24 protein-coding genes are annotated in these 25,057 nt (G+C 73.8%); 11 read left to right on the top strand and 13 right to left on the bottom strand.

Going from position 1 to position 25,057, the window contains the following annotated elements; all coding sequences use genetic code 11:
- The first annotated feature begins 111 nt into the window (after positions 1–111).
- Together ACN27C_RS31485 and ACN27C_RS31480 are read left to right on the top strand one after the other, a co-directional pair.
- Positions 112–324, top strand: coding sequence for a hypothetical protein (locus ACN27C_RS31485; protein WP_422749958.1), 213 nt, complete (start codon positions 112–114; stop codon positions 322–324).
- Between the two features lie 215 nt (positions 325–539).
- Positions 540–962 (top strand): SRPBCC family protein, encoded by a 423-nt coding sequence (locus ACN27C_RS31480; RefSeq protein WP_422749956.1) that lies wholly within the window; start codon positions 540–542, stop codon positions 960–962.
- A gap of 67 nt (positions 963–1,029) precedes the next feature.
- Here the strand turns inward: ACN27C_RS31480 and ACN27C_RS31475 are convergent, their stop codons facing one another.
- A complete protein-coding gene (locus ACN27C_RS31475; RefSeq protein WP_422749954.1) occupies positions 1,030–1,518 on the bottom strand; it encodes a GNAT family N-acetyltransferase in 489 nt (162 codons plus the stop codon).
- Between the two features lie 55 nt (positions 1,519–1,573).
- Here ACN27C_RS31475 and ACN27C_RS31470 point away from each other — a divergent pair, with 55 nt between their 5' ends.
- On the top strand, positions 1,574–2,095 hold the full coding sequence (locus ACN27C_RS31470; protein WP_422749952.1) for a DUF1990 family protein: 522 nt from the start codon (positions 1,574–1,576) through the stop codon (positions 2,093–2,095).
- 4 nt (positions 2,096–2,099) lie between these two features.
- Here ACN27C_RS31470 and ACN27C_RS31465 read toward each other — a convergent pair whose 3' ends face one another.
- The 10 genes from ACN27C_RS31465 to ACN27C_RS31420 form a co-directional block, all read right to left on the bottom strand.
- Positions 2,100–3,014, bottom strand: a complete 915-nt coding sequence (locus tag ACN27C_RS31465) for a DNA-3-methyladenine glycosylase family protein (protein WP_422749950.1) — start codon at positions 3,012–3,014, stop codon at positions 2,100–2,102.
- A gap of 150 nt (positions 3,015–3,164) precedes the next feature.
- Positions 3,165–3,824: a hypothetical protein gene (locus tag ACN27C_RS31460; protein WP_120570974.1), complete on the bottom strand. Its 660-nt coding sequence runs from the start codon at positions 3,822–3,824 to the stop codon at positions 3,165–3,167.
- 204 nt (positions 3,825–4,028) lie between these two features.
- Positions 4,029–4,808 carry an anti-sigma factor family protein gene (locus ACN27C_RS31455; protein WP_357154911.1) on the bottom strand — a complete coding sequence of 260 codons (780 nt, stop codon included), beginning with the start codon at positions 4,806–4,808 and terminating at the stop codon, positions 4,029–4,031.
- On the bottom strand, positions 4,805–5,503 hold the full coding sequence (locus tag ACN27C_RS31450) for a sigma-70 family RNA polymerase sigma factor (RefSeq protein ID WP_013284847.1): 699 nt from the start codon (positions 5,501–5,503) through the stop codon (positions 4,805–4,807). The genes ACN27C_RS31455 and ACN27C_RS31450 overlap by 4 nt, the downstream gene beginning before the upstream one ends.
- 82 nt (positions 5,504–5,585) lie before the next feature.
- Positions 5,586–6,443: a spermidine synthase gene (locus ACN27C_RS31445; protein WP_422749947.1), complete on the bottom strand. Its 858-nt coding sequence runs from the start codon at positions 6,441–6,443 to the stop codon at positions 5,586–5,588.
- Positions 6,443–7,414 carry a hypothetical protein gene (locus ACN27C_RS31440; protein ID WP_364814502.1) on the bottom strand — a complete coding sequence of 324 codons (972 nt, stop codon included), beginning with the start codon at positions 7,412–7,414 and terminating at the stop codon, positions 6,443–6,445. The genes ACN27C_RS31445 and ACN27C_RS31440 overlap by 1 nt, the downstream gene beginning before the upstream one ends.
- Positions 7,411–9,885, bottom strand: a complete 2,475-nt coding sequence (locus ACN27C_RS31435; RefSeq protein WP_422749945.1) for an AAA family ATPase — start codon at positions 9,883–9,885, stop codon at positions 7,411–7,413. Before ACN27C_RS31435 ends, ACN27C_RS31440 begins: the two co-directional genes overlap by 4 nt.
- A complete protein-coding gene (locus ACN27C_RS31430) occupies positions 9,885–11,033 on the bottom strand; it encodes an exonuclease SbcCD subunit D (RefSeq protein ID WP_422749943.1) in 1,149 nt (382 codons plus the stop codon). The genes ACN27C_RS31435 and ACN27C_RS31430 overlap by 1 nt, the downstream gene beginning before the upstream one ends.
- An 11-nt stretch (positions 11,034–11,044) precedes the next feature.
- Positions 11,045–12,793: an ATP-binding protein gene (locus ACN27C_RS31425; RefSeq protein WP_043325613.1), complete on the bottom strand. Its 1,749-nt coding sequence runs from the start codon at positions 12,791–12,793 to the stop codon at positions 11,045–11,047.
- Positions 12,794–13,073: 280 nt separating this feature from the next.
- Positions 13,074–13,841 carry a pyrimidine reductase family protein gene (locus tag ACN27C_RS31420; RefSeq protein ID WP_422749940.1) on the bottom strand — a complete coding sequence of 256 codons (768 nt, stop codon included), beginning with the start codon at positions 13,839–13,841 and terminating at the stop codon, positions 13,074–13,076.
- A gap of 150 nt (positions 13,842–13,991) precedes the next feature.
- Between ACN27C_RS31420 and ACN27C_RS31415 the strand changes: the two genes are divergently transcribed.
- The 6 genes from ACN27C_RS31415 (at position 13,992) to ACN27C_RS31390 (ending at position 20,702) form a co-directional block, all read left to right on the top strand.
- Complete coding sequence (locus tag ACN27C_RS31415) at positions 13,992–14,537, top strand: plasmid pRiA4b ORF-3 family protein (protein WP_199733041.1); 546 nt, start codon at positions 13,992–13,994, stop codon at positions 14,535–14,537.
- 279 nt (positions 14,538–14,816) lie between these two features.
- Entirely contained in the window at positions 14,817–16,136 is a 1,320-nt protein-coding gene (locus ACN27C_RS31410; RefSeq protein WP_120570966.1) for an ABC transporter substrate-binding protein, read from the top strand.
- Between the two features lie 118 nt (positions 16,137–16,254).
- A complete protein-coding gene (locus ACN27C_RS31405; RefSeq protein ID WP_120570965.1) occupies positions 16,255–17,235 on the top strand; it encodes a carbohydrate ABC transporter permease in 981 nt (326 codons plus the stop codon).
- 105 nt (positions 17,236–17,340) lie between these two features.
- Positions 17,341–18,141 (top strand): carbohydrate ABC transporter permease, encoded by an 801-nt coding sequence (locus ACN27C_RS31400; RefSeq protein WP_199733042.1) that lies wholly within the window; start codon positions 17,341–17,343, stop codon positions 18,139–18,141.
- Positions 18,138–19,571 (top strand): GH1 family beta-glucosidase, encoded by a 1,434-nt coding sequence (locus ACN27C_RS31395; RefSeq protein WP_120570963.1) that lies wholly within the window; start codon positions 18,138–18,140, stop codon positions 19,569–19,571. Before ACN27C_RS31400 ends, ACN27C_RS31395 begins: the two co-directional genes overlap by 4 nt.
- A gap of 84 nt (positions 19,572–19,655) precedes the next feature.
- Positions 19,656–20,702 (top strand): LacI family DNA-binding transcriptional regulator, encoded by a 1,047-nt coding sequence (locus tag ACN27C_RS31390; RefSeq protein WP_120570962.1) that lies wholly within the window; start codon positions 19,656–19,658, stop codon positions 20,700–20,702.
- Between the two features lie 22 nt (positions 20,703–20,724).
- On the opposite strand, the gene ACN27C_RS31385 is transcribed toward ACN27C_RS31390, so the two are convergent.
- Positions 20,725–21,936, bottom strand: coding sequence for an acyl-CoA dehydrogenase family protein (locus ACN27C_RS31385; RefSeq protein WP_422749937.1), 1,212 nt, complete (start codon positions 21,934–21,936; stop codon positions 20,725–20,727).
- A complete protein-coding gene (locus tag ACN27C_RS31380) occupies positions 21,937–23,010 on the bottom strand; it encodes a phosphotransferase family protein (protein WP_422749935.1) in 1,074 nt (357 codons plus the stop codon). It lies immediately after the preceding gene.
- 150 nt (positions 23,011–23,160) lie between these two features.
- On the opposite strand from ACN27C_RS31380, the gene ACN27C_RS31375 reads away from it, so the two are divergent.
- Positions 23,161–23,865, top strand: coding sequence for an amino acid-binding protein (locus ACN27C_RS31375; protein WP_120570959.1), 705 nt, complete (start codon positions 23,161–23,163; stop codon positions 23,863–23,865).
- An 80-nt stretch (positions 23,866–23,945) separates the two neighbouring features.
- Positions 23,946–25,034 (top strand): GNAT family N-acetyltransferase, encoded by a 1,089-nt coding sequence (locus tag ACN27C_RS31370; protein ID WP_357799121.1) that lies wholly within the window; start codon positions 23,946–23,948, stop codon positions 25,032–25,034.
- The last annotated feature ends 23 nt before the right edge of the window (positions 25,035–25,057 follow it).

The raw sequence follows: 25,057 nt of genomic DNA, 5'->3' as shown, positions 1-25,057 counted from the left end.
GACAGTGGTGAGGCAGATCACCGCCGGTGGCCGGGCGGCGTGTCCCGTCGCGGCCGCGTTCGTCACCGCCGCCCGAATGGTGAAACCGCAGGTCAGAGCTACCGTCGCGGCGTGCCGGAGTGGAGTTGCGGATGCTGCGGGCGCTGGCGGGTCAGCGTCGAGCTGATCCGTGGCCGCTACCGCTACCGGCTGGCGCACCACTACCCGCCCGAGCACGGCGGCGGCGCGAACGTCCTCGGCGAGGTCGGCTCGGTGGCCGAGCTGGAGCGCCTGCTGAAGCGGTACGCCCCGGTCACCCTGGCCGACCTCCACGAGGCCGCCTGACTCTCCGGCCGGCCAGGCGAACCGCCGATCTTGGAGTTGTGGCACCTCATAAATCTCGCCGAACGGACATCCTGGGCGCCACAACTCCAAGATCGACGACAGCGGTCGAGCGGGGCGAGCGGGGCGGGTGCGGGGCGGCGCGGGAGGGTGCGGGGCGGCGCGGGAGGGCGGCGCGGGCATAGCCTTGGGGGACCGTCCACGGGGGAGGAACGCCGATGCGGTTCGCCGAGTCCGTCGAGATCGCCGCCGACGTCGACCGCGTCTGGGAGGTGCAGAGCGACGTCGACCGCTGGCCGGAGTGGACGCCGTCGGTCACCGCCGCCCGCCGGCTGGAGCCCGGTCCGCTGCTCCTCGGCTCGACGGCCCGGCTGGAGCAGCCCCGCCTGCGCCCGGCGGTGTGGCGGGTCGTGGAGATCCATCCGCCGAACTCGTTCGCCTGGGAGTCGGCGAGCCCCGGTGTGCGTACCCGTGGTGAGCACCGGCTGGTACCGCTGGAGGACGGGCGCACCCGGGCCGAGCTGGTCCTGGTGCAGACCGGTCCGCTGGCCGGCCTGATCGGGCTGCTGGCCGGCTCGATGATGCGCCGCTACCTGCGGCAGGAGGCGGACGGGCTCCGGCGCCGCTGCGAGGCCCGCTGACCGGCGCCGGAGCGCACGCTCAGGCTACGCCGCGAGACCCTGGGGCCGTCTTCTCCAGCGTGGACGCTCAGGCTCCGCCGGGAGACCCGGGGGCCGTCTTCTCCAGCACGGCGAGGCGGTTGCCGTTCTCGTCCGGCCGGTGCGCCACCACCCGGTAGCCGCGGCCCGCGTACAGGGACAGGTTCGCCGCGCTGTCCGCGCCGGTGAACAGCGCGAACCGGGTCGCCCGGTGCGCGCAGGCGTGCTCGACGGCGTCCAGCAGCCGCCCGCCGACGCCCCGGCCCTGCTGGTCGGGGGCGACCGAGAGGCGGCCGACGTGGGCGGTGTCGCCGTCGAGGCGGGCGCGTACCGAGCCGACCAGGCGGGTGCCGCGCCGGGCGGCGAGCACCACGTCCGGGCCGGCCAGCGCCGCCCGTACCTCGTCCAGCGTCTCGGTCAGCGGGGGCAGGAACACGTCGCGGTAGCGCTGCGCCTCCACGAGGTACGCGGCACGCTGCACGGTGAGGATCTCACCGGCGTCGGCGGGGCCGGCGGGGGCGATGGTCACGTCGGTCACCGGCTCAGCTCACCACAGCGCTCCCGGGCGGCCGTACGCTGGCGGGGGTGTTCCCATGAGCGTGGAGGTGACAGGCGTGCCCGAGCTGACGTACCCGGAGGTGGGCGCGACCCGCGACGGCTGCCTGCCGGCGGGTTACCACCACCTGCGCCACCGGGTCCGGCTGCCGGACGGCGGTTTCCCGGTGGCGGCGGACGCGGTGCTGGGCTGGCGGCTGCACCGCGCCGCCGGCGTGGTGATGCGCGCGGACGCGCCGCGCGCCGCCCCCGGGGTTCGGGTCACGCCGGGGCTCGGTGTCGGCCCGGTGCGGCTGTGGGGCCCGACCGAGGTGGTCTGGACGGTGGACGAGCCGGACCGGGCCGGGTTCGGCTACGGCACGCTGCCCGGGCACCCGGAGGTCGGTGAGGAGGCGTTCCTGGTGACCCGGGGCGCCGACGGCGTCTGGTTCGAGGTGACCGCGTTCAGTCGCCCGGCCCACTGGTACGTGCGTGCCGGCGGGCCGGTCGTGCTGGGCTTCCAGCGGGCGTACGCCTGGTGGCTGGGGCGGACGCTGCGGCGGCTGTGCCGGCGCCGCTGAGCGGTCAGTAGCGGGCGAAGGAGCGGATCGGGGCGCGCGGGCCGTACTTCGGTGCCTGGACGCCGGCCGCCTCCAGCAGCACGCAAACCCGGCCGCGGTGCCCCCGGAACGGCTCCAGCAGCGCCAGCATCCGGGCGTCGTCGCCGCGCGGTTCCCCGGCGAGCGCCCAGGCCACGGTGTTCGGCACGTGGTAGTCGCCGACGCTCACCGCGTCCGGATCCCCGTACGCGACGCGCACCACCTCGGCGGCGGTCCACGGCCCGATGCCGGGGACGGCGGTGAGCCGCCGGGTGGCCTCCGCCGAGTCGGCGCAGCGTTCCAGCCGGTCCGCGACGGCCGCCGCGCGGCGCAGCGTGTCGGCGCGCCGCTGCTCGACGCCGAACGGGTGGAACACCCAGTACGGCGTGGCCGCCACCGCGGCGGGCTCGGGCGGCAGCAGCAGGGGTTGCAGCGGGCCCGGCGCGGGTTCGCGGAAGTGCCGGACCGTGGCGGCGTACGCCCGGTACGCCTCCTTGCCGGTGACCTTCTGCTCGAAGACGGCCCGCAGCAGCCGGGGGAAGATCTGCCCGGTGGCGGGCATCCGTAGCCCGTGGTGCGTGTGGGCGAGCCGGGCCACCAGCGGGTGCGCGGCGGCGAGCGCGGCGAACCCGGTCAGGTCGTCGCACAGCCCGGCGATCCGGTCGGCCCGCTCGACCACCCAGGCCGCGCCCGGGCCGTACCCCTCGGCCAGCAGATCCCCGGCTTCCGGGCGCAGCGCCAGCGTGGCCGGGCCGTCCGGGGTGCGGGTGGCCCACCAGAACGTGCCGGCGGCGATCCGCGCGCACGGGTCGTACGGGCTGAACGTGAGCGCCCGCACCGACGGGGCCAGCCGGTAGCCGGCCGGCGGGCGCAGCGTACGGCGGGCGTCGGGCGAGGTCACCAGGCCACTCTGCCACGCGGCCCGGCCGTGACGCCGGGCACGCCCCGCGTGCCGGGAGGCGGGCCGATGCCGGTACGCCCCGCCTCCCGGGTCCGCGACGATGACCGGCCGCGCCCTCCCCGGCGGGACCGGTCACCGTGTCCTGGTGCGTCAGTACGAGTAGTCCGAGCCGCCGCCGGAGCTGTTCGAGCCGCCCGCGGCGGGCGGTGCGACCGCCTTGGGCGTGCCGGTCGGCAGGCAGGTCAGGTTCTTCTTGCCGTTCGGGTCGACCACGAACCAGGTGCCGCCGACGCCCTGGCCCTTCCACTGGCCGGGCTTCTTGTCGCCGATGTAGCGGTAGACCGGCCAGCCGCCGATGGTGAGCTGCCGGGTGCCGTCCTGGCGGGTGATGGTGCCGACCTTGTCGTCGGAGACGCCGCGCAGCTGCGGGTTGCCGTCGGTGAGCGACGGCGGCCACACCTCGGCGCACTTGTCCACGCAGTTGGACTGCGGCGGGTCGTCGGAGTCCTTGTCGAACCGGTACAGCACCCAGCCGTCCTGGTCGGTGACGACGCGGCCCATCCGGGGCAGCTTCTTGCCGACCAGCTCGTCGGTGATCTTCACGTTGGACGGGGGCGCCTTGTCCGCGACCGGCTTCTCCTCGGGAGCCGCCGACGCCTCCGGTTCGGCCGCCGCGGTGGGTTCGGCCGCGGCGACGGCGACCGGCTCGGCCGCGCCCGAGTTCGCCCCGTTGTAGCCTGCTGGGGCGCAGGCCGTAAGTGCGACCATCGCGCTCGCGACGATGACGGTCGTCCGCTTGTGGTGTGCCACGTGCCCTCCTCGTTCTTGGCAGTTCGCCGAGTAGTACGGGCGCGGCGGTGTCAAGGTTGAACCTGCAAGGGTGGCACATTTCACAGTGGACCGATTGAACCGTTGGGTACCGGCGTGCGTGCGTCAGCACGAGGGGGTCCGCCGGCCGGGCACGACACGACGGCGCCGGGTGGCTCAGCCACCCGGCGCCGTCGGCACACCCGGTCAGATGTCGTCGACCGTCACCAGCGGACTCGCCACGCCGTTCGCGTCGACCGACTGCACCTGGAGCTTGTCGATGTCTCGCACCGGGGTCCACGTGGACGCGCTCAGCTGTAGTGGAAGCTGGTTCTGGTTCGTCCCGTAGCCGCCGACCGGCACCGACCAGCTGGAGATCACCTCGCTGGTGGCGTCCTTGCGGACCACCACCAGCCGGCACGTGCGCGGCCCCGGCAGGCGGCTGAGCTGCACCGCGATCTGCGTGCCGTACTCCTTGCGGGCCAGCCACATCGTGGTCTGCACGCCCGTCCCCGGGTCGGTCGCGTTGTGCTGGTCGCCCTCGATCTCCTGTTCCCCGCCGACACCGGGGGCGTTCGGGTCGCCCGGCTCGCCGCTCGGCGCCGCCGTCGGCGCTCCGGGCGTCGGCACCGCCTGCGGCGGCGCCGGCTCGTCGCCGAGCATCCCGGCCGCCACCGCGCTCACGCCGCCGAACACCACCACGGCCGCCGCCGTCGCCAGCAACTGCCGCACCCGGGTACGGCGGCGATCCCGCCGCACCGCCATCAGCGTCCGGTCCAGCAGCGCCGGATCGGTGTGCGTCTGCTCCAGCGCGGCCATCGCCTCGCCGTCGATGCCGGAGAGCAGCCCCACCACCGGGACCATCGTCTCCAGTTCCGCCGCGCAGGCCCAGCAGGTGGCCAGATGCTCCTCGAAGCGCTCCGCGTCCTGCGCATCCAGCACGCCGAGCGCGTACGCGGCGACGTCCATGTGGTCGGCCCGGCTCATTCGGTCACCCCCCTCTCCTGCAGAGCCGTGCGCAGCGCGCGCAGCGCGTAGTAGACCCGCGACTTGGCGGTACCGAGCGGGAGCCCCAGCTCCTCGGCCGCCTCCGGCACGGTGCGCCCCCGGAAGTACGTCGCCACCAGGATCTCCCGGTGCGACTGGCTCAGCGTACGCAGCGCGTCCGCTACGGTCATCGTGCGCAGCACCCGGTCGGTGCTGTCCGACTCGGCGAACATGGTCAGATCCCGGTCGTACGTCTCGGGCGGGCGGGCCTGCTCGCTGCGGTGCTCGTCGATGGCGATCCGCCGGGCCACGGTGACCAGCCAGGGGCGCAGCGAGCCCTGGCCCTGCACGCCGAGCCGGTGCGCGTTGCGCCAGGCCCGCAGCAGCGTCTCCTGCACGATGTCCTCGGCGCGCTGCCGGTCCCCGCCGGTCAGCCGCATCACGAACATCAGCAGCGGGCCGGCGTGCTCGGCGTACAGCAGGCGGATCAGCTGGTCGGAGTGGCTGGCCTCGGCGGAGGTCGCCTGGTGGCGTCCGGGAGCGGGTCGCGGCGGCACCGGGTCATTCTGGCGATCCGTGGACCGGGCGTCGACCCCCCGGCCCGAACGCGAGGCGCGCGAGTGTGGTTGTGCCCGGGCGAACATCCACTCGGGCCGCGCCACCTCGCCGTGCCAGCCGGCCGCCACCGCATGCATGCAGACCTCCGCTGTCCAATGACATCAGCCGGCCCCCCACGGGCATGGCCGCCCGGTGATACGCAGCGATCAGCGGATCGGATCAACGTTTGACGGAAAAAATTCCCGGCGGTGGGGGAGTGGAGTCGACGGCGTCCGCGTCGTGGACCACCGCCGCGCCGCCGGTGAACCGGTCCAGCTCGGCGCCGGCCAGCACCCGGCCGGGGAACCAGTCGCCCGCTGCCCGCCGGGTCAGCTCCGGCACCGGCGGCTCCACCCGGGACGCCACCAGCACCAGGTTGCCGTAGCGCCGGCCGCGCAGCACCGCCGCGTCGCCGACCAGGCAGGCCCGCGGCAGCACGGTACGCACGGTCGCGACCTGCGCCCGCACGTGCCGCAGCGGCGGGCCGTCGGCCACGTTCGCCAGGTAGCTGCCGCCGGGTGCGAGCACGCGGGCCACCTCGGTGGCGTACTCCACCGAGGTCAGATGCGCGGGGGTACGGGCGCCGGCGAACACGTCGGCCACGATCACGTCGTACGCGCCGTCCCGGCTCGACGTCAGCGTCGCCCGCGCGTCGGCCACCCGTACCCTCAGCCGCGGATCGGACGGCCAGGGCAGCTCCCGGCGGACCAGCTCGACGAGCGCGCCGTCCACCTCGGACACCCGCTGCGTCGAGCCGGGCCGGGTGGCCTGCACGTAGCGGGGCAGGGTCAGCGCGCCGCCGCCCAGGTGCAGCACCCGCAGCGGCGTCCCGGCCGGCGCCACCAGGTCCAGCGCGGCGGCCAGCCGCCGGACGTACTCGAACTCCAGGTGCGTCGGGTCGGTCAGGTCCACGTGCGACTGCGGCGCGCCGTCCAGCAGCAGCGTCCACGAGCCCGGGCGGTCGGCGTCCGGCACCAGCTCGGCCCGGCCGGTGTCGACGTCGGCCGCCACCCGGTCGGAGTCGCGTCGCCGGCCCATCAGCGCCGCATCCCGCGCGCCGCGGCGGTGAGCACCCGGTGCAGCAGCCGCGCGTCGCCGAGCATCCCGCGCAGCCGGCGTTCCAGCCCGGCGATCGGCACCAGGTTCTGCGGGGCGCGCGGATCCTTGTACGGGGTGGAGGCGAACCGGGGCAGCGTCACCAGCGACAGGTCGGCCAGCGCGATCGCCTCCGGCACGGTCAGGTCGGCCGAGCACTCCACCCGTACGATGCCCGCCCAGGGCGCGCCGGCGCGCACCGGCAGCCGCAGATACCACGACCAGCCGCCCCACGCCGTGCCCAGCCGGAACACCGGGCACCGCTCACCCGGCGCCAGCCCGGTCACCACAGCGGTCAGCCGGGCGTCCAGGTACTGGCTGTGCTGCGTCTTGATGTACCCGAGCGTGCGCGGCAGGTTGCGCCGGCTGCGCAGCGGGCCGTCCACCACCAGCAGGTCACCGTCGGTGCGTACCGCGTCGGAGACGGCCACCTCCAGCGCGGTAAGCGGCGCCTGCACCGCCGCCGGCAGCTTGCTCAGCTCACCGGTGCCGCTCACCCGGTGCACCGGGTAACGGACCGAGCCGGCGACCACGTCCTGCGCCGACGGGCTCGCCGTGAACAGCCCCCGGCCCACCCGGGCACCCGCCATCTCGGCGGCGCCCCGGTCCAGGTCGCAGCGCACCACACCGGCCGCGTACGAGGCGGCGATGCCGGGGAACGAGCCGCCGTCCTCCTCGGCCGTCCAGACGCTGGCGTCGATCCGGCGTACCCCGTCGACCAGCAGCACCACGTCCGGCGACCGCACGCCCGCGCGGGGGCCGATCGCTCGCCAGTCGGTGGCCGGCAGCTCGACGTCGGCGTCGACCTGGGCGCTGCTCGGCGCGGCCGGCCCGGACCCGCCCGCCGCCTCGAACGACGCGCCGTACGCCGGATCCCAGGCGTCGACGAAGAACGCCGGCGACTGTGACGTCACAGGCCGGTCCGTTCCACGCGGGCCGTCCGCGCGTCCTTGCGGACCTCGAACCGGACCGGGATGCGCTCGGCCAGCGCCGGCACGTGGGTGACCACGCCGACCATCCGGTCGCCCCGGGCGGCCAGGTTCTCCAGCGTCGCCGCGACCGTGTCCAGCGTCGCCGCGTCGAGCGTGCCGAAGCCCTCGTCCAGCACGATCGACTCCAGGCTCGCGGCGGTGGTGGACATGCCGGCGAGCTGCTCGGACAGCGCCAGCGCGAGCGCCAGCGACGCCTGGAACGTCTCCCCGCCGGACAGCGTCCGCACCCCGCGCCGCAGCCCGGCGTCGTGGTGGTCGACCACGAAGAACTCACCCTTGTCGTGCATCAGGTCGTACTGCCCGCCGGACAGCTCCCGCAGGATCCGCGACGCGCCGTCGACGAGCAGGTCCAGCGCCTCGGTGAGCAGCCAGCGTTCGAAGTTGTTGGCCCGCAGGTGCGAGGCGAGCGCCCGCGCCACCCGCGCCTCGTGCTCGTGCCCGGCCCGCTGCTCCCGCAGCCCGGCCGCCTGCTCCCGGCGCTCGTCGAGGCGGCGCAACTCCGCCTCGGCCCGCTCCACCGCCACCGCCACGTCGCGCGGCGCGTCCTGCGGCGCGTCCAGCCCGGCGGCGGTGAACAACGCCGCGATCCCGTCGGCGACCTCGGCCGCGGCCCGCTGCGCCGCCTCCACCGACGCGGCCAGGCCGTCCCGCTCCGCGCGCCGCGCCTGCGCCTGCTCACCGGCCCAGCCGGCCAGCGCCGCCCACGCCGCCGCCACGTCGTCCCGGTCGGCGGCCGGCGGGCCGAACCGGGCCAGCCCGTCGCGTACCGCGTCGAAGTCACGCCAGGCCCGGCGCAGCCGCTCCTGCGCGGCGTCCAGTGCGCCCCGCGCCCGCCGGGCCGCCTCCCGCCCGGCCCGCACCGCGCCGGCCGCCTCCTCCAGCGCGGTCCGCAGCCGGGCGTGCTCGGCCAGCGACTCCCGCAGCCGCTCCGGCGCGGGCGCGCCCGCGAGCTGCTCGTCCAGCTCGGCCAGGCGCGCGCCGAGCTGGTCGTGCTGGGTCCGGGCGCGCAGCAGCACCCGGTCCAGGTCGCGAGCGGCGGTGTCGCGTTCCTGCACCACCCGCTTGGCCGCCTCGCTCGCCGCCCGCGCCGCCTTGCCCGCCTCGATCGCCCGGCTCACCGCCGAGCCCTTCGGCACCGCCGGCACGGAGGTGACAGTCTGCTCGCACACCGGGCACGGCGCGCCGTCGACCAGGTGCGCCCGCAGCGCCACCGCCTGGTCGGCGGCCTTCGCCTCCTCGTGCGCGCGGAACGCCGACTCCAGCTCCACCTCGGCCCGCTGCGCGTCCGCGTGCGCCGCCGCCAGCGCCTCCACCGCCGCGTCGTACTCGGTCCGCGCCGCGTCCACCGCCGCGCGGACCGTCGCCGCCTCCGCGGTCAGGCGGTCCCGGTCCGCGTACGCCTTCAGGTGCATCCGCAACGCGCTCTCGTCACCGGCGGCGGCCAGCTCCCCGCGCAGCTTCTCCTCGCGCTCCTCGGCCAGCCCGACCGCGCCCGCCGCCTCGTCGGCGGCGACCCGGGCCTGCGCCACCGCCCGCGCCAGCTCGGCGGTGCCCTCCGGCGGCCGCACCCCGGCCAGCACACCCAGCTCGGCGTCGAGGGCGGCCAGCGCCGCCGCCCGCTCACCCGCCGTCGCCCGGGCCCGCTCCCATTCGGGTACGGCGGCCGCGACCGCTGCGGCCAGTTCCCGCATCGCGTCCACCCGCTCCCGGGCGGCGGTCAGGCTGTCGTCGTCGACGTCGGCGAGCCCGCCGAGCATCTTGTCGACCGTCTCCAGCTTCGCCTCGGCCTGCCCGGCCCGCTCGACCGCCTTCTTCTGCACCTCCTCGTAGACGCCCAGCCCGAGCAGGTTCACCAGGATCTGCTGGCGGGTGGCCGGCTTGGCGTGCAGGAAATCGGCGAACTGCCCCTGCGGCAGCACCACGCAGGAGGTGAACTGCTCGTACGGCAGCCCCACCGCGTCCAGCACCGCCTGCTCCATCTCGGCCGGCGTGCCGGCCACCACCTCGCCCAGATCCTCCGGGCTGAGGCCGGTGTCGAGCTTGGTGACGTCGAACCCCGGCGGCATGAGCTGGAGACCGGCGTTCGCCGTCTTCACGGTGCCCCGGCCGTCGCGGCGCACCACCCGGGTCGCCACGTAACGGTCCCCGGCGGACTCGAACACCAGCCGGACCCGCGCCTCGGTCGCCGACGGCGCCAGCGCGTTCGCCAGCCCCCGGGTGCCGCCCCAGCGCGGCACCGTGCCGTAGAGGGCGAAGCAGATCGCGTCGAGCACCGTCGACTTGCCCGAACCGGTCGGCCCGACCAGCGCGAAGAAGTCGGCGTCGGTGAAGTCGACTGTGGTCTCGTCGCGGAACACCGTGAACCCGGCCATGTCCAGTCGCATCGGCCGCATCAGTGCTCCACCTCCTCGAGCAGCTCATCGAAGAGTTCCCGGACACCCTCGTCGGCGTGCCCACGGCTGTCCAGGTAGTCGCCGAACAACTCACCCGGCGACCGGCCGGCCCGCTGGGCGGTACGCGTCCCGCTGCCCGGCGCGGGCACCAGCTCCGGGTCGATCCGGATCTCCAGCGCCCGGGGCAGCAGCTCCTGCACCTCCTCGCGCAACCCGGCCCGGGGCTGCTCCCGGACGTAGACGCGCAGCCAGCCCTCCGGCGGCTCGATCTCGGCGAGCTGCGCGAGCGTGCCGCGGACCGTGCGCAGCGGCACCGCGCCCGGCACCGGCACCTCGCGGACGCGGGCGGCCGTGGTGGCGGTCACCTCCACGATCGTCACCGAGCAGACGTTCTCCTGCTCGCCGAAGTCGACCGCCAGCGGGCTGCCGCTGTAGCGGATCGGGCACGGGCCGATGACCCGCTGCGAGCGGTGCAGGTGACCCAGCGCCACGTAGTGCGCGTTGCCCGGGAAGACCGTCGCCGGTACGGCGTATCCGAGCACCGTGTGCGCGTCCCGCTCGCCGCCGCCGGTGCTCGCCCCGACCACAGTGAGGTGCGCGGTCACCAGGTGCACCCGGTCCGGCTCGGTGAACCCCTCGGCGAGCCGCTCCAGCACCCGGCCCAGGTGGTCGGCGTACGTCTGGTTGGCCTCGGCCGGGGTGAGCGTGTACATCTCCACCGCGCGCACCGCGTACCGCTGGGACAGGAACGGCAGCGCGGCGATGCGCCAGCGCTCCCCGGCGGCGGTCACCCCGTCGACGACGTGCTCGTCCGGGCTCTCCCGGACGCTGCCGCGCAGCGTGATCCCGGCCGCCTCGGCCCACGGGCGCAGCGCGTCCAGCGCCGCGCCGTTGTCGTGGTTGCCGCCGATCGCCACCACGTCGGCCCCGGTACGCCGCAACGCGGTGAGCGCCCGGGTGACCAGCCGGGTCGCCTCCGGGATGGGCGCCGCGGTGTCGTACAGGTCACCGGCCACGATGACCAGGTCCGGCCGCTCGCGCTGGGCGATGTCGATGACCTGGGCGAGGACCTGCTTGTGCTCCTCGGCCCGGGACTGCCCCTTGAGGACCTTGCCGACGTGCCAGTCGGAGGTGTGCAGGATCTTCATCTGGGTGCCGCCTAGAACGGGATGTCGTCGTCGGAGGAGCCGGAGCCGACCACCGCGAACGGATCGGCGGCCTGGGTGATCGACCGTAGCGTCTCCGAGGGCGCGCGGCCCGCCTCCGAGACCCGGGTGGCCCACGCCGGGAACGGGAACTCCAGGCAGAGCGGCACCGGGATGTCCGGCTGGTTGACGAACATCGTGCCCGGCTTGGCCAGCAGCGCCCGCTGCCGCTGGGCGGGCGGCAGGAAGCCGTACTCCGGGCGGGACGCCTCGGCCGGGTCGAGCCGGCCCACCACCCGGATCGCCGAGTTGGTGACGATCCGCCGCTCCACCTCGCTGGCGGTCTGCTGCGCGCCGACCAGGATCACGCCCAGCGAACGGCCCCGCTCGGCGATGTCGAGCAGCACCTCCTTGATCGGCGACGAGCCCTCCCGCGGCGCGTACTTGTTCAGCTCGTCGAGCACGACGAACAGCAGCGGCTTGGCCGTGCCGGCCTTCTCCTTGCGCTCGAACTCGCTCTTGAGCGTCACGCCGACCACGAACCGCTGCGCGCGGTCCGGCAGGTTGTGCAGGTCGACCACAGTCACCTGGGCGCTCTCCGCCGTGTTGATCGAGTGCGGGCGGCGGGTCGCCAGGTCACCCCGGATCAGCCGGCCCAGGTCCTTCTTGCTGCCGATCAGCCGTCGGGCGAACGCGTTCACGGTGCCCAGCCCGACCGCGCTGCCGGCCCACTCGCCGCGCGTCTCGTCGTCGTTCAACTGCTCGACCACGTGGTCGACCAGATCGGCGTACGAGCCGAGCCGCACCCCGTCGATGCTGACACCGCCGTCGGCGGGCTGCGCGTAGCGGGCCAGGTGGGCGGCGACCGAGTGGACCACCATCGTGTACTGCTGGCGCTCGTCGTCGGCGTCGGCGAACACGTACGGCAGGAGCCGGTCGGCGCAGAACTCGGACAACGTCCAGTAGAAGCTGTCCACGCCGGTGAGCCGGCTGCTCACATCGGGCGTGCCCGAGGAGTCGCCGACCCGCGGCGGGGCGTACACCCGCACGTCCGGGAACGCGCCCGCGTCCAGGCCCAGCTTCGCGTACGCCGCCCGGGTCGGATCGTCGAGCCGGCTGTTCGGGTGGTCGAGGAAGAGCAGGTCCTCGCCCTTCACGTTGAAGATCAGCGCCTTGGCGTTCACCGCGTCGCCGCCCAGCACCCCGGAGCGGAACACCGAGTAGAGCAGGAACGTGGCGAAGCTCGTCTTCGTGGCGACACCGGAGATGCCGGAGATCGACACGTGCGCGCCCCGGGTGCCGTCGAGGAAGTCGGCGTTGAGGTAGACCGGCACGCCGTCACGGCCCATCCCCATCGGGATCCGCCGCTCCATCCGGTCGAAGTGCAGCGCCCGCGCCCGAGCGTCACCCTCGGCCCGGTGCACCACGGCACCCGGCGTGGGCGGCACGTAGAACTCCGGGTCGACCCGCGTGGTGGTCACCTCGGCGGCCTCCTGCACCTGCGCCGGCAGCGTGCCGTCGGCGATGGCGAAGACGTCGGAGTCGAACTGCGCCCCCTCGTGCCGGGCGCGCACCTGGGTCACCACCCCGGCGATCGTCACCGGCTCACGGTCGGGCAGGTCGCGGCGGGTCACCACCACGTCGTCGAGTTGCAGGTAGCTGCCCGGCGCGACCGCGGTCCAGAAGGTGAGCGGGGTGGCGTCGGCGGTGCCGAGCACCCGGCCGACACCCTCGCCGGGCCCGTCGAGCTGGTCGTCGGTCATCGGCGGTCTCCGGTCGGCTGGTCGTACCGTTGGCGGTGCACGTCGTGCATCCTGCCCGAGGGATGCGACAGGTTGCCACGCGACGCGGCGGACGCCACGTCACCCGTGCGCCGAACGGTAGCCACCCGGATCCGCCCGATCACGATGCGTGCGTTTCCTCCACGTTCGCCATCTCCTTTCGCCCGCCGCTTGTCAGGACGGCGCGGAGATTTTGGTACGAAAGGGCCCCTATAGGGGCCGTTTGCTACCAAGATCTCGCGAGCCGTGGGCCGTGGGCGGGTCAGGCGGGCGGTGTCTCGGCGGGGTCGCGGGCGTAGCGCAGCATCAGCACCCCGTCGGCGGCGACCAGCACGTGTCGCAGCGGCAGGTGACGCGGGACGCCGGCGTCCCCGGCGGTGATCCGGCCCGGACCGGCGCCGGCGAGCAGCGGCGCCACGGTCAGGCACAGCTCGTCGACCAGGTCGGCGGCGGTGAGCGCGCCGAACAGGTGCGGGCCGCCCTCGCAGAGCAACTGGTCGAGTCCGCGCCGGCGCAGCTCGGCCAGGCCCGCGGCGAGGTCGACCCGGTCGGTGCCGCAGCGGACCAGGTCGGCGACGTCGGTCAGCCCGGGCGGCGGTACGGCGTCGGCGTGGGTGAGCACGACCGGCCGGACCGGGGCGTCGGCGAACGCGGCCTGCGCCGGGTCGAGGTCGAGTGAACCGGAGACGACCACCAGCGTCGGATACTCGGCCAGCTCCTGCTCGCGACGCCAGGCCCGGCGTTCCGGGCTCAGCCGCACCGCCCGGTAACCCTCGTGCCGCAGCGTGCCGGCGGCCACCACGAGACCGTCGCAGAGCATCCGCAGCAGCCCGAAGACCCGCTTGTCCGGCTCGCCGGAGAGCCCTGCGGAGTAGCCGTCCAGAGTGACCGCACCGTCGGCGCTGGCGACGAAGTTGACCCGCAGGTGCGGGCGGTCCGCCCGGGCGTAGAGCGCGGTGAGCTGCGGATCGGTCAGCGCACCGGTGACGGGTGCGGGCCAGATCCGTTCGATCGGGGTTCCGACGGTCATTCGCCGGCCGGACCGGTGACCGGAGGGGTGGGTTCGGGGGTACGGTGCTGGCAGTCGCACCACTTCCGGCCAGGACAGTCGTCGTGCCGCCGTTCCCGGCAGGCTCGGCAGATCATGCAGGCAGCCTATGCCCAGGAAGGATGGGACGTCGTGTCGCGTCAGATCTTCCAGCTCATGGTGTCGCTGGCCGGCGTCCGGCCACCGGTGTGGCGGCGGGTGCTGGTGCCCGGCGGCTACACGCTGGACCGGCTGCACCGGGTGATCCAGCACGCGATGGGCTGGCGCGACTGCCACCTGCACTCGTTCGACGTCGACGGCCGGCAGTACGGCGAGCCCGACCCGGACGGCGAGCTGTCGTTGCGCGACGAGCTGGACGTCCGACTGGACGCGCTCGTGGGCAAGGGCGACCGGTTCCGCTACACCTACGACTTCGGCGACTGGTGGGAGCACGACCTGGTGGTGGAGGACTGCTGCGCCGCCGACCCGGACGAGCGCTACCCGCTGTGCCTGGACGGGGAGCGGGCCTGCCCGCCGGAGGACGTGGGCGGTCCGGCCGGGTACGCGGTCCTGCTGGCCGCGCTCGCCGACCCCGGGCATCCGGAGCACCCGGCCATGCGGGAGTGGGCCGGCCCGGCGTTCGATCCGGCCGTGTTCGACCCGGACCGCGCCACCGTCCTACTGCGCCGCTGCTGCTGAGCAACCGGCCACCGCAGCGCCGGAAGCAACCACCGCGCCGCTGACCGAGCGAGGCCCGCACCGCTGAGGCGGCGGCCCTCGGACCGGGGCCGCGCGCCGACGCGGTAACGAAATGGGAACGCTCCCAATGGTCTATTGACACCCCTGTCACCTCCCGGCAACCTCATGGGAGCGCTCCCGAGAGTGGTGCGGATCTCCCTCCTGCCCGCTCCGGCCCGCGCGAAACGCACCCCCCACCACACAGCAGATATCGCCTCACCACCGAAAGAGGGGTCTCGGATGAGCGTCCCAATCCGTCGTCGGCGCTTCGCGGCCATCGCGCTCGCGTCCGTCGTCGTGCTCGGCACCACCGCCGCCTGCGGCGACGACTCGGACAGCGGCGACAGCGGCAGCGGCGGCGGCCCGATCACCCTGGTCGTCGACGTCTTCGGCGACCAGGGCTTCGGCTACGAAGAGCTGTACAAGCAGTACGAGGCGGAGCACACGAACGTCAAGATCCAGGAGCGGGGCAAGGGCCTCGGCCTCGGTGACTACAACACCCGCCTCACCCAGCAGATCACCGCCGGCTCGGGCGCCGGCGACGTGGTGGCCCTGGAAGAGGGCACGATCGTCCAGTTCTACGCGCAGGCCGACAAGTTCGTGAACCTCGCCGACCACGGCGCGAACGACCTCAAGGGCAACTTCCTGCCGTGGAAGTGGGAGCAGGGCACCACCCCCGACGGCAAGGTGCTGGGCCTCGGCACCGACGTCGGCTCGATGGCGCTGTGCTACCGCAGCGACCTGTTCAAGGCCGCCGGGCTGCCCACCGACCGCGAGCAGGTCGGCGCGCTCTGGCCGACCTGGGACGAGTTCATCGCCACCGGCCAGAAGTTCGCCGCCGCCGACAAGAAGCACAAGTTCGTCGACTCGGCGACCAACTTCTACAACGTGGTGCTGATGCAGGTCGCGGGCCAGGGCACCGGCTACACGTACTACGACAAGAGCAACAAGATGGTCATCGACCAGAACCCGGACGTGAAGACGGCGTACGACCTCACCACCAAGATGATCGCCGCCGGGCTGTCCAACAACCTCCAGTCGTTCTCCAACGAGTGGAACGCCGGCTTCAAGAACGGCACCTTCGCCACCATCGCCTGCCCCGCCTGGATGACCGGTGTCATCAAGGGCCAGGCCGGTGACGCGGCGGCCGGCAAGTGGGACATCGCCAAGGCGCCGGGCGCCGGTGGCAACTGGGGCGGCTCCTTCCTCGGCGTGCCGAAGTCGAGCAAGCACCAGAAGGAGGCCGCGGAGCTGGCCAAGTTCCTGACCAGCGCCAAGGGCCAGATCGGCGCGTACAAGGCGGTCGGCAACCTGCCTTCGAACCCGCAGGCGCTCACCGACCCGGCCGTGGCCGACTCGACCAACGACTACTTCAGCAAGGCCCCGGTCGGCAAGATCTTCGCCGCCGGCGCCACCGAGCTGAAGCCGGTCTACCTCGGCCCGAAGAACAACGCGGTCCGCACCGCGGTGGAGAACAGCCTGCGCGCCGTGGAGCAGGGCAAGTCGGCCGGCGAGCAGTGGCAGACGGCCCTCAAGAACGGTGCGGCCGCCGGTAAGTGACCGGTTGAGCCGCCCGCGGGTGGCGTCGGCAGCCCGGCTGCCGGCGCCACCCGCGGTGCCCGCAGAGTCCGGCGTCGCCCGTGTGGCGGGTGACGCCGGCTGAGGAGAAGGACTCCCCATGAGCCTCGACCTGCACGCCGCGGCGCCGCCCGATCCCGGCCCGCCGCGCGCCGCCCGTCACTCGCGCCGCCGTGCCGCCTCGCTGACGCGCCTGGACCTGAAGTACTCGCCGTACCTGTACGTCCTGCCGTTCTTCGTGATCTTCGCCGTGTTCGGCGTGTACCCGATCGCGTACACGGTCTGGATCGCGCTGACCGACCGGTCGCCGCTGAACTCGACGATCTCCTTCGTCGGGATGGACAACTTCGTCGAGCTGATCACCCAGGACCCGCAGTTCTGGAACGCGGTGGTCAACACGTTCGGCATGTTCCTGCTCTCCACGGTGCCCCAGCTGCTGCTGGCGCTGATGCTCGCCAACGCGCTCAACCGGAAGCTGCGCGCGCAGACGTTCTTCCGGATGGCCATCGCGATGCCGATCATCACCTCGACCGCCGTGGTCGCGCTGATCTTCTCGATGATCTACGCCAAGGACTTCGGCCTGGTCAACTGGCTGCTCGACAGCGTCGGCCTGGACCCGATCGACTGGCGGGCGAACCGCTTCGCGTCCTGGTTCGCCATCTCCACCATGGTCGACTGGCGGTGGGTCGGCTACAACGCGCTGATCTACCTGGCCGCCATGCAGTCGATCAGCAAGGACATGTACGAGGCCGCGGCGCTCGACGGCGCCTCCCGGCGGCGCCAGTTCTGGTCCATCACGGTCCCGCAGCTGCGCCCCACGATCATCTTCACGCTGATCATCTCCACCATCGGCGGCCTCCAGCTGTTCACCGAGCCCCTGCTGTTCACCAGCGGCTCGGGCGGCCTCTCCGGTGGTTCGGAGGGTCAGTTCCAGACCATCACGATGTACCTGCTCGACGTGATGAACCAGCGCTTCCGGTGGGGCTACGCCGGAGCGGTCGCGCTCGTGCTCTTCGTGCTCATCGCGTTGATGTCGGCGATCAACTACCTGCTCGCCCGCCGCATCAGCTCCGACAAGTGAGGTGACGAGATGACGACCACCGCCGTCCGCCCGCCCACCCGGCAGAGCCCGCCGGTGAAGACCACCCACCAGGCCGAGCGGCTCTGGAAGGCCAGCCCGCTCACCATGATCGGTCTGATCTTCGGCGTGCTGCTGTCCCTGTTCCCGTTCTACTGGATGATCGTGATCGCCAGCCGGACGAACGACGCGGCCAACTCGTGGCCGCCGCCGTTCCTGCCCGGCGGCAAGCTCGGCGAGAACATCGAGCGGGTGCTCGCCAACAGCGACGCCAACATCGTCAAGGGCCTGATGAACTCGTTCCTGGTCTCCGGGACGATCACCGTCGCGACGGTGTTCTTCGGCTCGCTGGCCGGCTTCGCGTTCGCCAAGCTCCGCTTCCGGGGCAAGAACGCGCTGCTGCTGATCATCCTCACCTCGATGATGGTGCCGATCCAGCTGGGCGTGCTGCCGCTGTACATCCTGATGGCCAAGCTCGACTGGCTGAACACCATGCCGTCGGTGACCGTTCCGTTCCTGATCGGCGGCTTCGGCATCTTCATGATGCGCCAGTACGCCGAGCAGGCGGTACCGAACGAGTTGATCGAGGCCGCCCGGGTGGACGGCTGCTCCACCTGGCGGGTGTACTGGCACGTGGTGGCACCCGCCCTGCGTCCGGCCGCCGCGGTGCTCGGCCTGCTGACCTTCATGGAGCAGTGGAACCAGTTCTTCTGGCCGTTCGTGGTGCTGGCGGACCCGTCCAACCCGACCGTCCAGATCTCGCTGCGCAGCCTCAACACCGCCTACTTCGCCGACAACTCGCAGATCTTCGCCGGTACGTTGATCGCGACCCTGCCCCTGTTCATCGTGTTCGTTCTGTTCGGCCGCCAGATCATCGGCGGCATCATGGAAGGCGCCGTCAAGTCGTGAGCAACCCAGCAAGCCCGCCCGCCGTCGGCGTCCTCGACGCCGGTCCGGCCCTCACCTTCCCGCCCGACTTCCTCTGGGGCGCGGCCACCGCCGCGTACCAGATCGAGGGCGCGGCGACGGAGGGCGGCCGTGCCCCGTCGATCTGGGACACCTTCAGCCACACCGAGGGCCGGACGGTGGCCGGGCACACCGGCGACGTGGCGTGCGACCACTACCACCGGATGCCGGACGACGTGCGGCTGATGGCCGACCTGGGCCTGCGGTCGTACCGCTTCTCGGTGAGCTGGCCGCGGGTGCAGCCGGGCGGTAGCGGCGGGATCAACCAGGAGGGCATGGACTTCTACCGCCGGTTGATCGACGAGCTGCTCGGCCACGGCATCGAGCCCTGGCTGACGCTCTACCACTGGGATCTGCCGCAGCCGCTGGAGGACGCGGGCGGCTGGCCGGCCCGCGACACCGCCGGCCGCTTCGCCGAGTACGCCCACCTGGTCGCCGAGGCGCTCGGTGACCGGGTGAAGTACTTCACCACGCTGAACGAGCCGTGGTGCTCGGCGTTCCTCGGCTACGGCTCCGGCGTGCACGCGCCGGGCCGCTCCGACGGCGCGGACGCGGTCCGGGCCGGGCACCACCTGATGCTCGGGCACGGCCTGGCCGTGCAGGCGGTCCGCGCGGTCCGCCCGGAGGCGCAGCTCGGCATCACCGTCAACCTGTACCCGGTGACCCCGGCGAGCGGATCGGCGGCGGACGCCGACGCGGCCCGCCGGATCGACGCGCTGGCGAACCGGTTCTTCCTGGACCCGGTGCTGCGCGGCGCGTACCCGGCGGATCTCGTCGCGGACCTGCGCCAGGTCACCGACATGGGGCACGTGCGCGACGGTGACCTGGCGACCATCTCCACGCCGCTGGACATGGTCGGGGTCAACTACTACAGCCGGCACGTGGTCGCCGCGCCGGTCGAGGGCGCGGAGCCGGAGCCCTACTGGCGGGCGCAGTCCTGCTGGCCGGGCAGCGAGGACGTCCGGTTCGTCACCCGGGGTGTCCCGGTGACTGACATGAACTGGGAGATCGACGCCCCGGGCCTGGTGGAGACGCTGGAGCGGGTCCACCGGGAGTACACCGACCTGCCGCTCTACGTCACCGAGAACGGCTCGGCGTTCGTCGACGAACTCGTCGACGGCCGGGTGGACGACCCGGACCGGCTGGCCTACTTCGCCGCGCACCTGCGCGCGGCGCACGCCGCGATCGAGGCCGGGGTGCCGCTCAAGGGCTACTTCGCCTGGTCGCTGATGGACAACTTCGAGTGGGCCTGGGGCTACACGAAGCGGTTCGGCATGGTCTATGTCGACTACGACAGCCAGGCCCGGATCGCGAAGTCCAGCGCCAGGTGGTACGCCGACGTGATCCGACGCAACGGACTGCCCGCACAATAAGCTGGGCCAGCCAGTAACGGGCGGCCCGGCGCCGACGCCTCAATCGGTGCCGGGTCCGCCCGACCGTCGGAGGAGCAACAGACGATGACAACGCAGCGCACCCGCTCGCTCGGGCGTCCGACCCTCGACGCGGTCGCGGCCCGCGCCGGCGTCGGGCGCGGCACGGTCTCCCGCGTGGTCAACGGCTCGCCGCAGGTCAGCCCGGAGGCCCGGGCCGCCGTCCAGCAGGCCATCGCCGAGCTGGGGTACGTGCCGAACCGCGCCGCCCGTGCGCTGGTCACCCAGCGGACCGACTCGGTGGCCCTGGTCGTCTCCGAGTCGGGGGAGCGGGTCTTCACCGAGCCGTTCTTCGCGGCCATCGTCCGGGGTGTCAGCTCCGGGCTGGTGGAGACGCCCATGCAGCTCTGGCTGGCCATGGTGCAGTCGCCGATCGAGCGGGAACGGGTCGAGCACCACCTGACCAACCAGCACGTGGACGGCGTACTCCTGCTCTCGCTGCACGACGCCGACCCGCTGCCCACGCTGCTGGAGGAGCGCGGGCTGCCGACTGTGCTCGGCGGCCGGCCGGCCCGGATGCTGCACCCGAACGCGCAGCCGGCCTGGTTCGTCGACATGGACAACGTGGGCGGCGCGCGCCAGGCGGTGGAGCACCTGTTCCGCCAGGGCCGCCGGCGGGTGGCGACCATCGCCGGCCCGCAGGACATGGGCGCCGGCCTGGCCCGGCTCTCCGGCTACCAGGAGGCCGTGCGCGCGTCCGGCGTCCGCGTCGACCCGGGCCTGATCGCGTACGGGGACTTCAGCGAGGGCAGCGGCACCGCTGCCATGCGCCGGCTGCTCGACGTCTGCCCGGAGCTGGACGCGGTGTTCGTCGCCTCCGACCTGATGGCGTTCGGCGCGCTGCGCGCGTTGCGCGAGGCCGGCCGCCGGGTGCCCGAGGACGTGGCGGTGATCGGCTTCGACGACGCCCCGATCGCGCGCCAGGCCGAGCCGCCGCTGACCACGGTGTTCCAGCCGGTGGAGGAGATGGGCCGGCAGATGGCCCGGCTGCTGGTCTCCCGCATCCGGGGCGAGGAGGTCCCTTCGCCGCACGTGCTGCTGGACACCGAACTCGTCCACCGGGCCTCCGCCTGACCCACCCCGTGCGGGGCGCCGGTCAGGAGTGGCGGCGCAGCTCCCGGCGGGCCAGCGAGGCGCGGTGGACCTCGTCCGGGCCGTCGGCCAGGCGCAGCGTGCGAGCCTGCGCCCACAGCTCGGCCAGCGGGGTGTCCTGGCTGACCCCGGCCCCGCCGTACGCCTGGATGGCCTTGTCGATCACCCATTCGGCCATCAGCGGGGTAGCGATCTTGATGGCCTGGATCTCGGTGTGCGCGCCCTTGTTGCCGACGGTGTCCATCAGCCACGCGGTCTTGAGCACCAGCAGGCGGGCCTGCTCGATCCGGACCCGCGACTCGGCGATCCACTCGCGTACCACGCCCTGCTCGGCGAGCGGGCGGCCGAACGCGACCCGGTCGAGCACGCGCCGGCAGAGCAGCTCCAGGGCCCGCTCGGCCATGCCGACCAGGCGCATGCAGTGGTGGATCCGGCCGGGGCCGAGCCGGGCCTGGGCGATGGCGAACCCGGTGCCCTCCTCGCCGACCAGGTTGTCCACCGGCACCCGTACGTCTGAAAAGTCGATCTCGGCGTGCCCGCCGTGCGGGGCGTCGCTGTAGCCGAAGACCCGCATCCCGCGGCGTACCGTCACGCCGGGGGTGTCCCGGGGGACCAGGATCATGGTCTGCTGGCGGTGCCGGTCGGCGTCCGGGTCGGTCTTGCCCATCACGATGAAGATCTCGCAGCGCGGGTCCATCGCCCCGGACGACCACCACTTGCGGCCGTTGATCACGTAGTGGTCGCCGTCGCGGACGATCCGGGTGGCGATGTTCGTCGCGTCGGAGGACGCCACCTCCGGCTCGGTCATGCAGAACGCGGACCGGATCTCGCCGGCCAGCAGCGGCGTGAGCCACTGCTTGCGCTGCGCCTCGGAGCCGAACTCGGCCAGCAGCTCCATGTTGCCGGTGTCCGGCGCGGCGCAGTTGAGCGCCTCCGGCGCCAGGTGCGGGCTGCGGCCGGTCAGCTCGGCCAGCGGCGCGTACTGGAGGTTGGTCAGGCCGGCGCCGTAGCGGGCGTCGGGCAGGAACAGGTTCCACAGGCCGCGCTCCCGCGCCTGCGCCTTCAGTTCCTCCATCACCGGCGGGCGGGCCCACGGGTCACCGGCGGCGAGCACCTGCTCGTGGTGCACCGGCTCGGCCGGGTACACGCACTCGGTGAGGAACGCCTCCAGCCGCTGCCGCAGCTCGACCGTCCGGTCGTCGTACGCGAACTCCATCTAGCTCTCCCTCACCGCGCGCAGCCCGTGTGCCACGAGCGGCGCCACCATGTCGCCGATCCGGTCGAAACCCTCGCCCAGCGTCTGCCCGAGCGTGTGCCGGTAGTGGATGCCCTCGCAGATCACCGCGAGCTTGAAACAGCCGAGCGCCACGTGCCAGTGCAGCGGGCCGACGTCGACGTCGCTGCGCCCGGCGTACCGCTCGATCAGCTCGGCGCCGGTGGGGAAGCCGGCGCGCGGGCCGATGCCGTCGGCCACCGGGTTGCCCTCGCCGTGGTCGCTGTCGCCGAGCACGTCCCAGTACGTCAGCAGCAGCCCGAGGTCGGCCAGCGGGTCGCCGAGCGTGGCCATCTCCCAGTCGAGCACGGCCCGCACCGCCACCGGGTCGACGGTGGCGAGCAGGTTGTCCAGCCGGTAGTCGCCGTGCACGATCCGGCCCGCGTTCGCGCCCTCGGGCACGCTGGCGGCCAGCGCGCCGCGCAGCTCGTCGATGCCCGGCAGCGGCCGGCTGCGGGACCGGTCGAGCTGGCCGCCCCAGCGGCGTACCTGCCGGGCCAGGTAGCCCTCCGGGCGGCCGAAGTCGGCCAGCCCCACCTCGGCCGGCTCGACCCGGTGCAGCGTGGCGAGCGTGTCCATCATCGCCATGGCGAGGTCGCGCCGCTGCGCGGCGGTGAGCGCGTCGGTCTGCTCCCGCCGCCGGTAGACCTCGCCGTCGACCTTCGCCATCAGGTAGAACGGTGCGCCGATGACGCTCTCGTCGGCGCAGAGCAGCAGCGCCTCCGGCACCGGTACGCCGGTCGGCGCGAGCGCCGAGATCACCCGGTGCTCGCGGGCCATGTCGTGCGCGGTGGCCAGCACGTGCCCGAGCGGTGGCCGGCGCAGCACCACCTCGCGGTCACCGGCGCGCAGCAGGTAGGTGAGGTTGGACTTGCCGCCGGCGATCAGCCGCGCCGACAGCGGCCCGCTCAGGTCCGGCCGGTGGACGGCCAGGTGGGTGGCGAGCCGGTCGAGGTCGAGCCCGCGCGGGGCCGGACCGGTCGAGGGCGCGGCGACATCGGCGGCCGGATCGGTCATCCGATTAGTTGATGGCAGCTCAGCTTTGTTGTCAAGGTCGGGTTTTCCCGGCGGGACATGCCCTTGCAACAGGGGCGAAATGGTCAACCGGCAGGCTGGGCCCCAGCCTGCCGGCCGCTCGGCCGGCCCGCCGAGCGGAGGGGATCAGACATGCTGCTGAGAGTTCGGGTGACCCTGCCGGACCGTCCGGGCACGCTCGGCCAGGTGGCCCGGACACTCGGCGTCTCCGGCGCGGACATCGTGCAGGTGGTGGTGCTGGAACGGCTCGGCGGCCGGGCGGTGGACGACTTCACCGTGGTCTGGCCGGGTGCGGCGCGGGTGGAGCGGATGCTCGCCGGGCTGGCCGCGATCCCCGGCGTCCGGGTGGACGGCGTGTGGCGGGCGATCGGCGCGCCCACCACCACCGGCCAGGACGCCGAACTGCTCGCCCAGGTGGCGGCGAACCCGGTCGACGGGGTGGCCACGCTCGTCGACGCGGTGCCCGGGCTGCTCGCCGCGGACTGGGCGGTGGCCGCCGTCGTACCGCTGGACTGGGCCTCGCGCAGCGGCGAGGCGGGTGTCGCCGCGATCGGGCACGCGAGCTGGCGGGCGCCGTCGCCGCCGCGCCTGCCGGAGGTCACCCCGCTGCGGGCGCGCTCGATGACCAGCCCGGACGGGCACCACTACGCGGTGGCGCCGTTCGGCCGGGCCGGGCTGGTGCTCGTGGTCGCCCGCGACCACAGCGAGCCACTCGCCGCCGCCGGGTTCCACTCCACCGAGGTGGACCGGCTCGCCCAGCTCGTCCGCGCCAGCGCGGTGATCCTCGGCGACCGGCTGGACCTGGTCGGCGCACCGTCAGTGACCACCGTCACCTGACCGGACGGCCCGCGTCACCCCGGGGCAACGGGCCCGCAACAGGCGGACGGCATGGTCGGTGCCGAGGAAGGGAGACAACCATGGCGCTGTGGCGGATCCGAGCCACCGTGGACGACCGGCCGGGCTACCTGTCGGTGCTCACGGCGAGCCTCGCGTTGCGCGGGGTCAACATCCTCAGCGTGCAGGTGCACACCACCGAGGCCGGCGCGGTCGACGACTTCCTGGTCGACGCGCCCGAGCAGGTGACCGAGGCGGAGCTGCGGGCCGCCGTGGAGCGGGGCCGGGGCCGGGACTGCTGGGTCGCGCGCAGCGGGGCTCGTGGGCTGGCCGACGAGCCGACCCGGCTGCTCGGGCTCGCCGGGCGGCTGGTCCGCGACCCGGAGGCGACCGGCGAGGTGCTGCGTACGTTGCTCGGCGCCGACACGGTGACCTGGCGTCCGGCGTCCGCCACCGCGCCGGGCGGGGTGGGCGGCACCACGATGGTGCTCGCCGACCCGGCGGGCGGCGCGCACGAACTGCACCGCCGGGAGCCGAGCTTCACCCCGGCCGAGTACGCCCGCGCGCAGGCCCTGGTCGAGCTGGCCGCGACGCTGGCCCGGCGGGACGCCGACCGGATCACGCTGGTGCTGCCGGACGGCGGCGAGGTGTCGGTGCGGGCCGCGACCGCCGAGGACGTCCCCGGCGTACGCGATCTGCACGCCGCCTGCTCGGCGCGCAGCCGGCAGCGGCGCTACCTGAGCGGGGCGGCGGACCCCTCGCCGGCCCGGCTGCGCCGGCTGCTGGAGCCGGCCCGGGGCGTGACCCTGCTCGCCACGGCGGGCTCCGGCGGGGCGGCGGAGCCGGTCGTGGCGATGGCGAACCTGCTCGGTGAGGGCGACGAGGCCGAGGCGGCGCTGCTGGTCCGCGACGACTGGCAGCGGCGGGGCCTCGGTTCGGCGCTGCTGCGCCGCCTGGTCGGGCACGCCGACCGGGCCGGGTACGCCGCCGTGCTGCTGCACGTGCAGTCCGAGAACACGCCGATGCTGCGTACGCTGCGCCGGCTGGACCGGCCGGTGGCGATGGAACGCGACGGCGGCGTGCTGACCGCGACGCTGCCGCTGGCTCCACGGCCGGTGGCCGAGCCGGCCGCGCGGGCCGAGGTGACGGTGCCCGCGCAGCGGTCGAGTTGAGCTGACGGCCGACCGGCCGGACC

The organism is Micromonospora sp. WMMD1219 (genome assembly GCF_049315215.1).
GTDB classification, from domain to species: Bacteria; Actinomycetota; Actinomycetes; order Mycobacteriales; family Micromonosporaceae; genus Micromonospora; species Micromonospora tulbaghiae.
The sequence above is the reverse complement of the archived record's forward strand: the minus strand, read 5'-3'. Positions and strand labels throughout refer to the sequence as shown.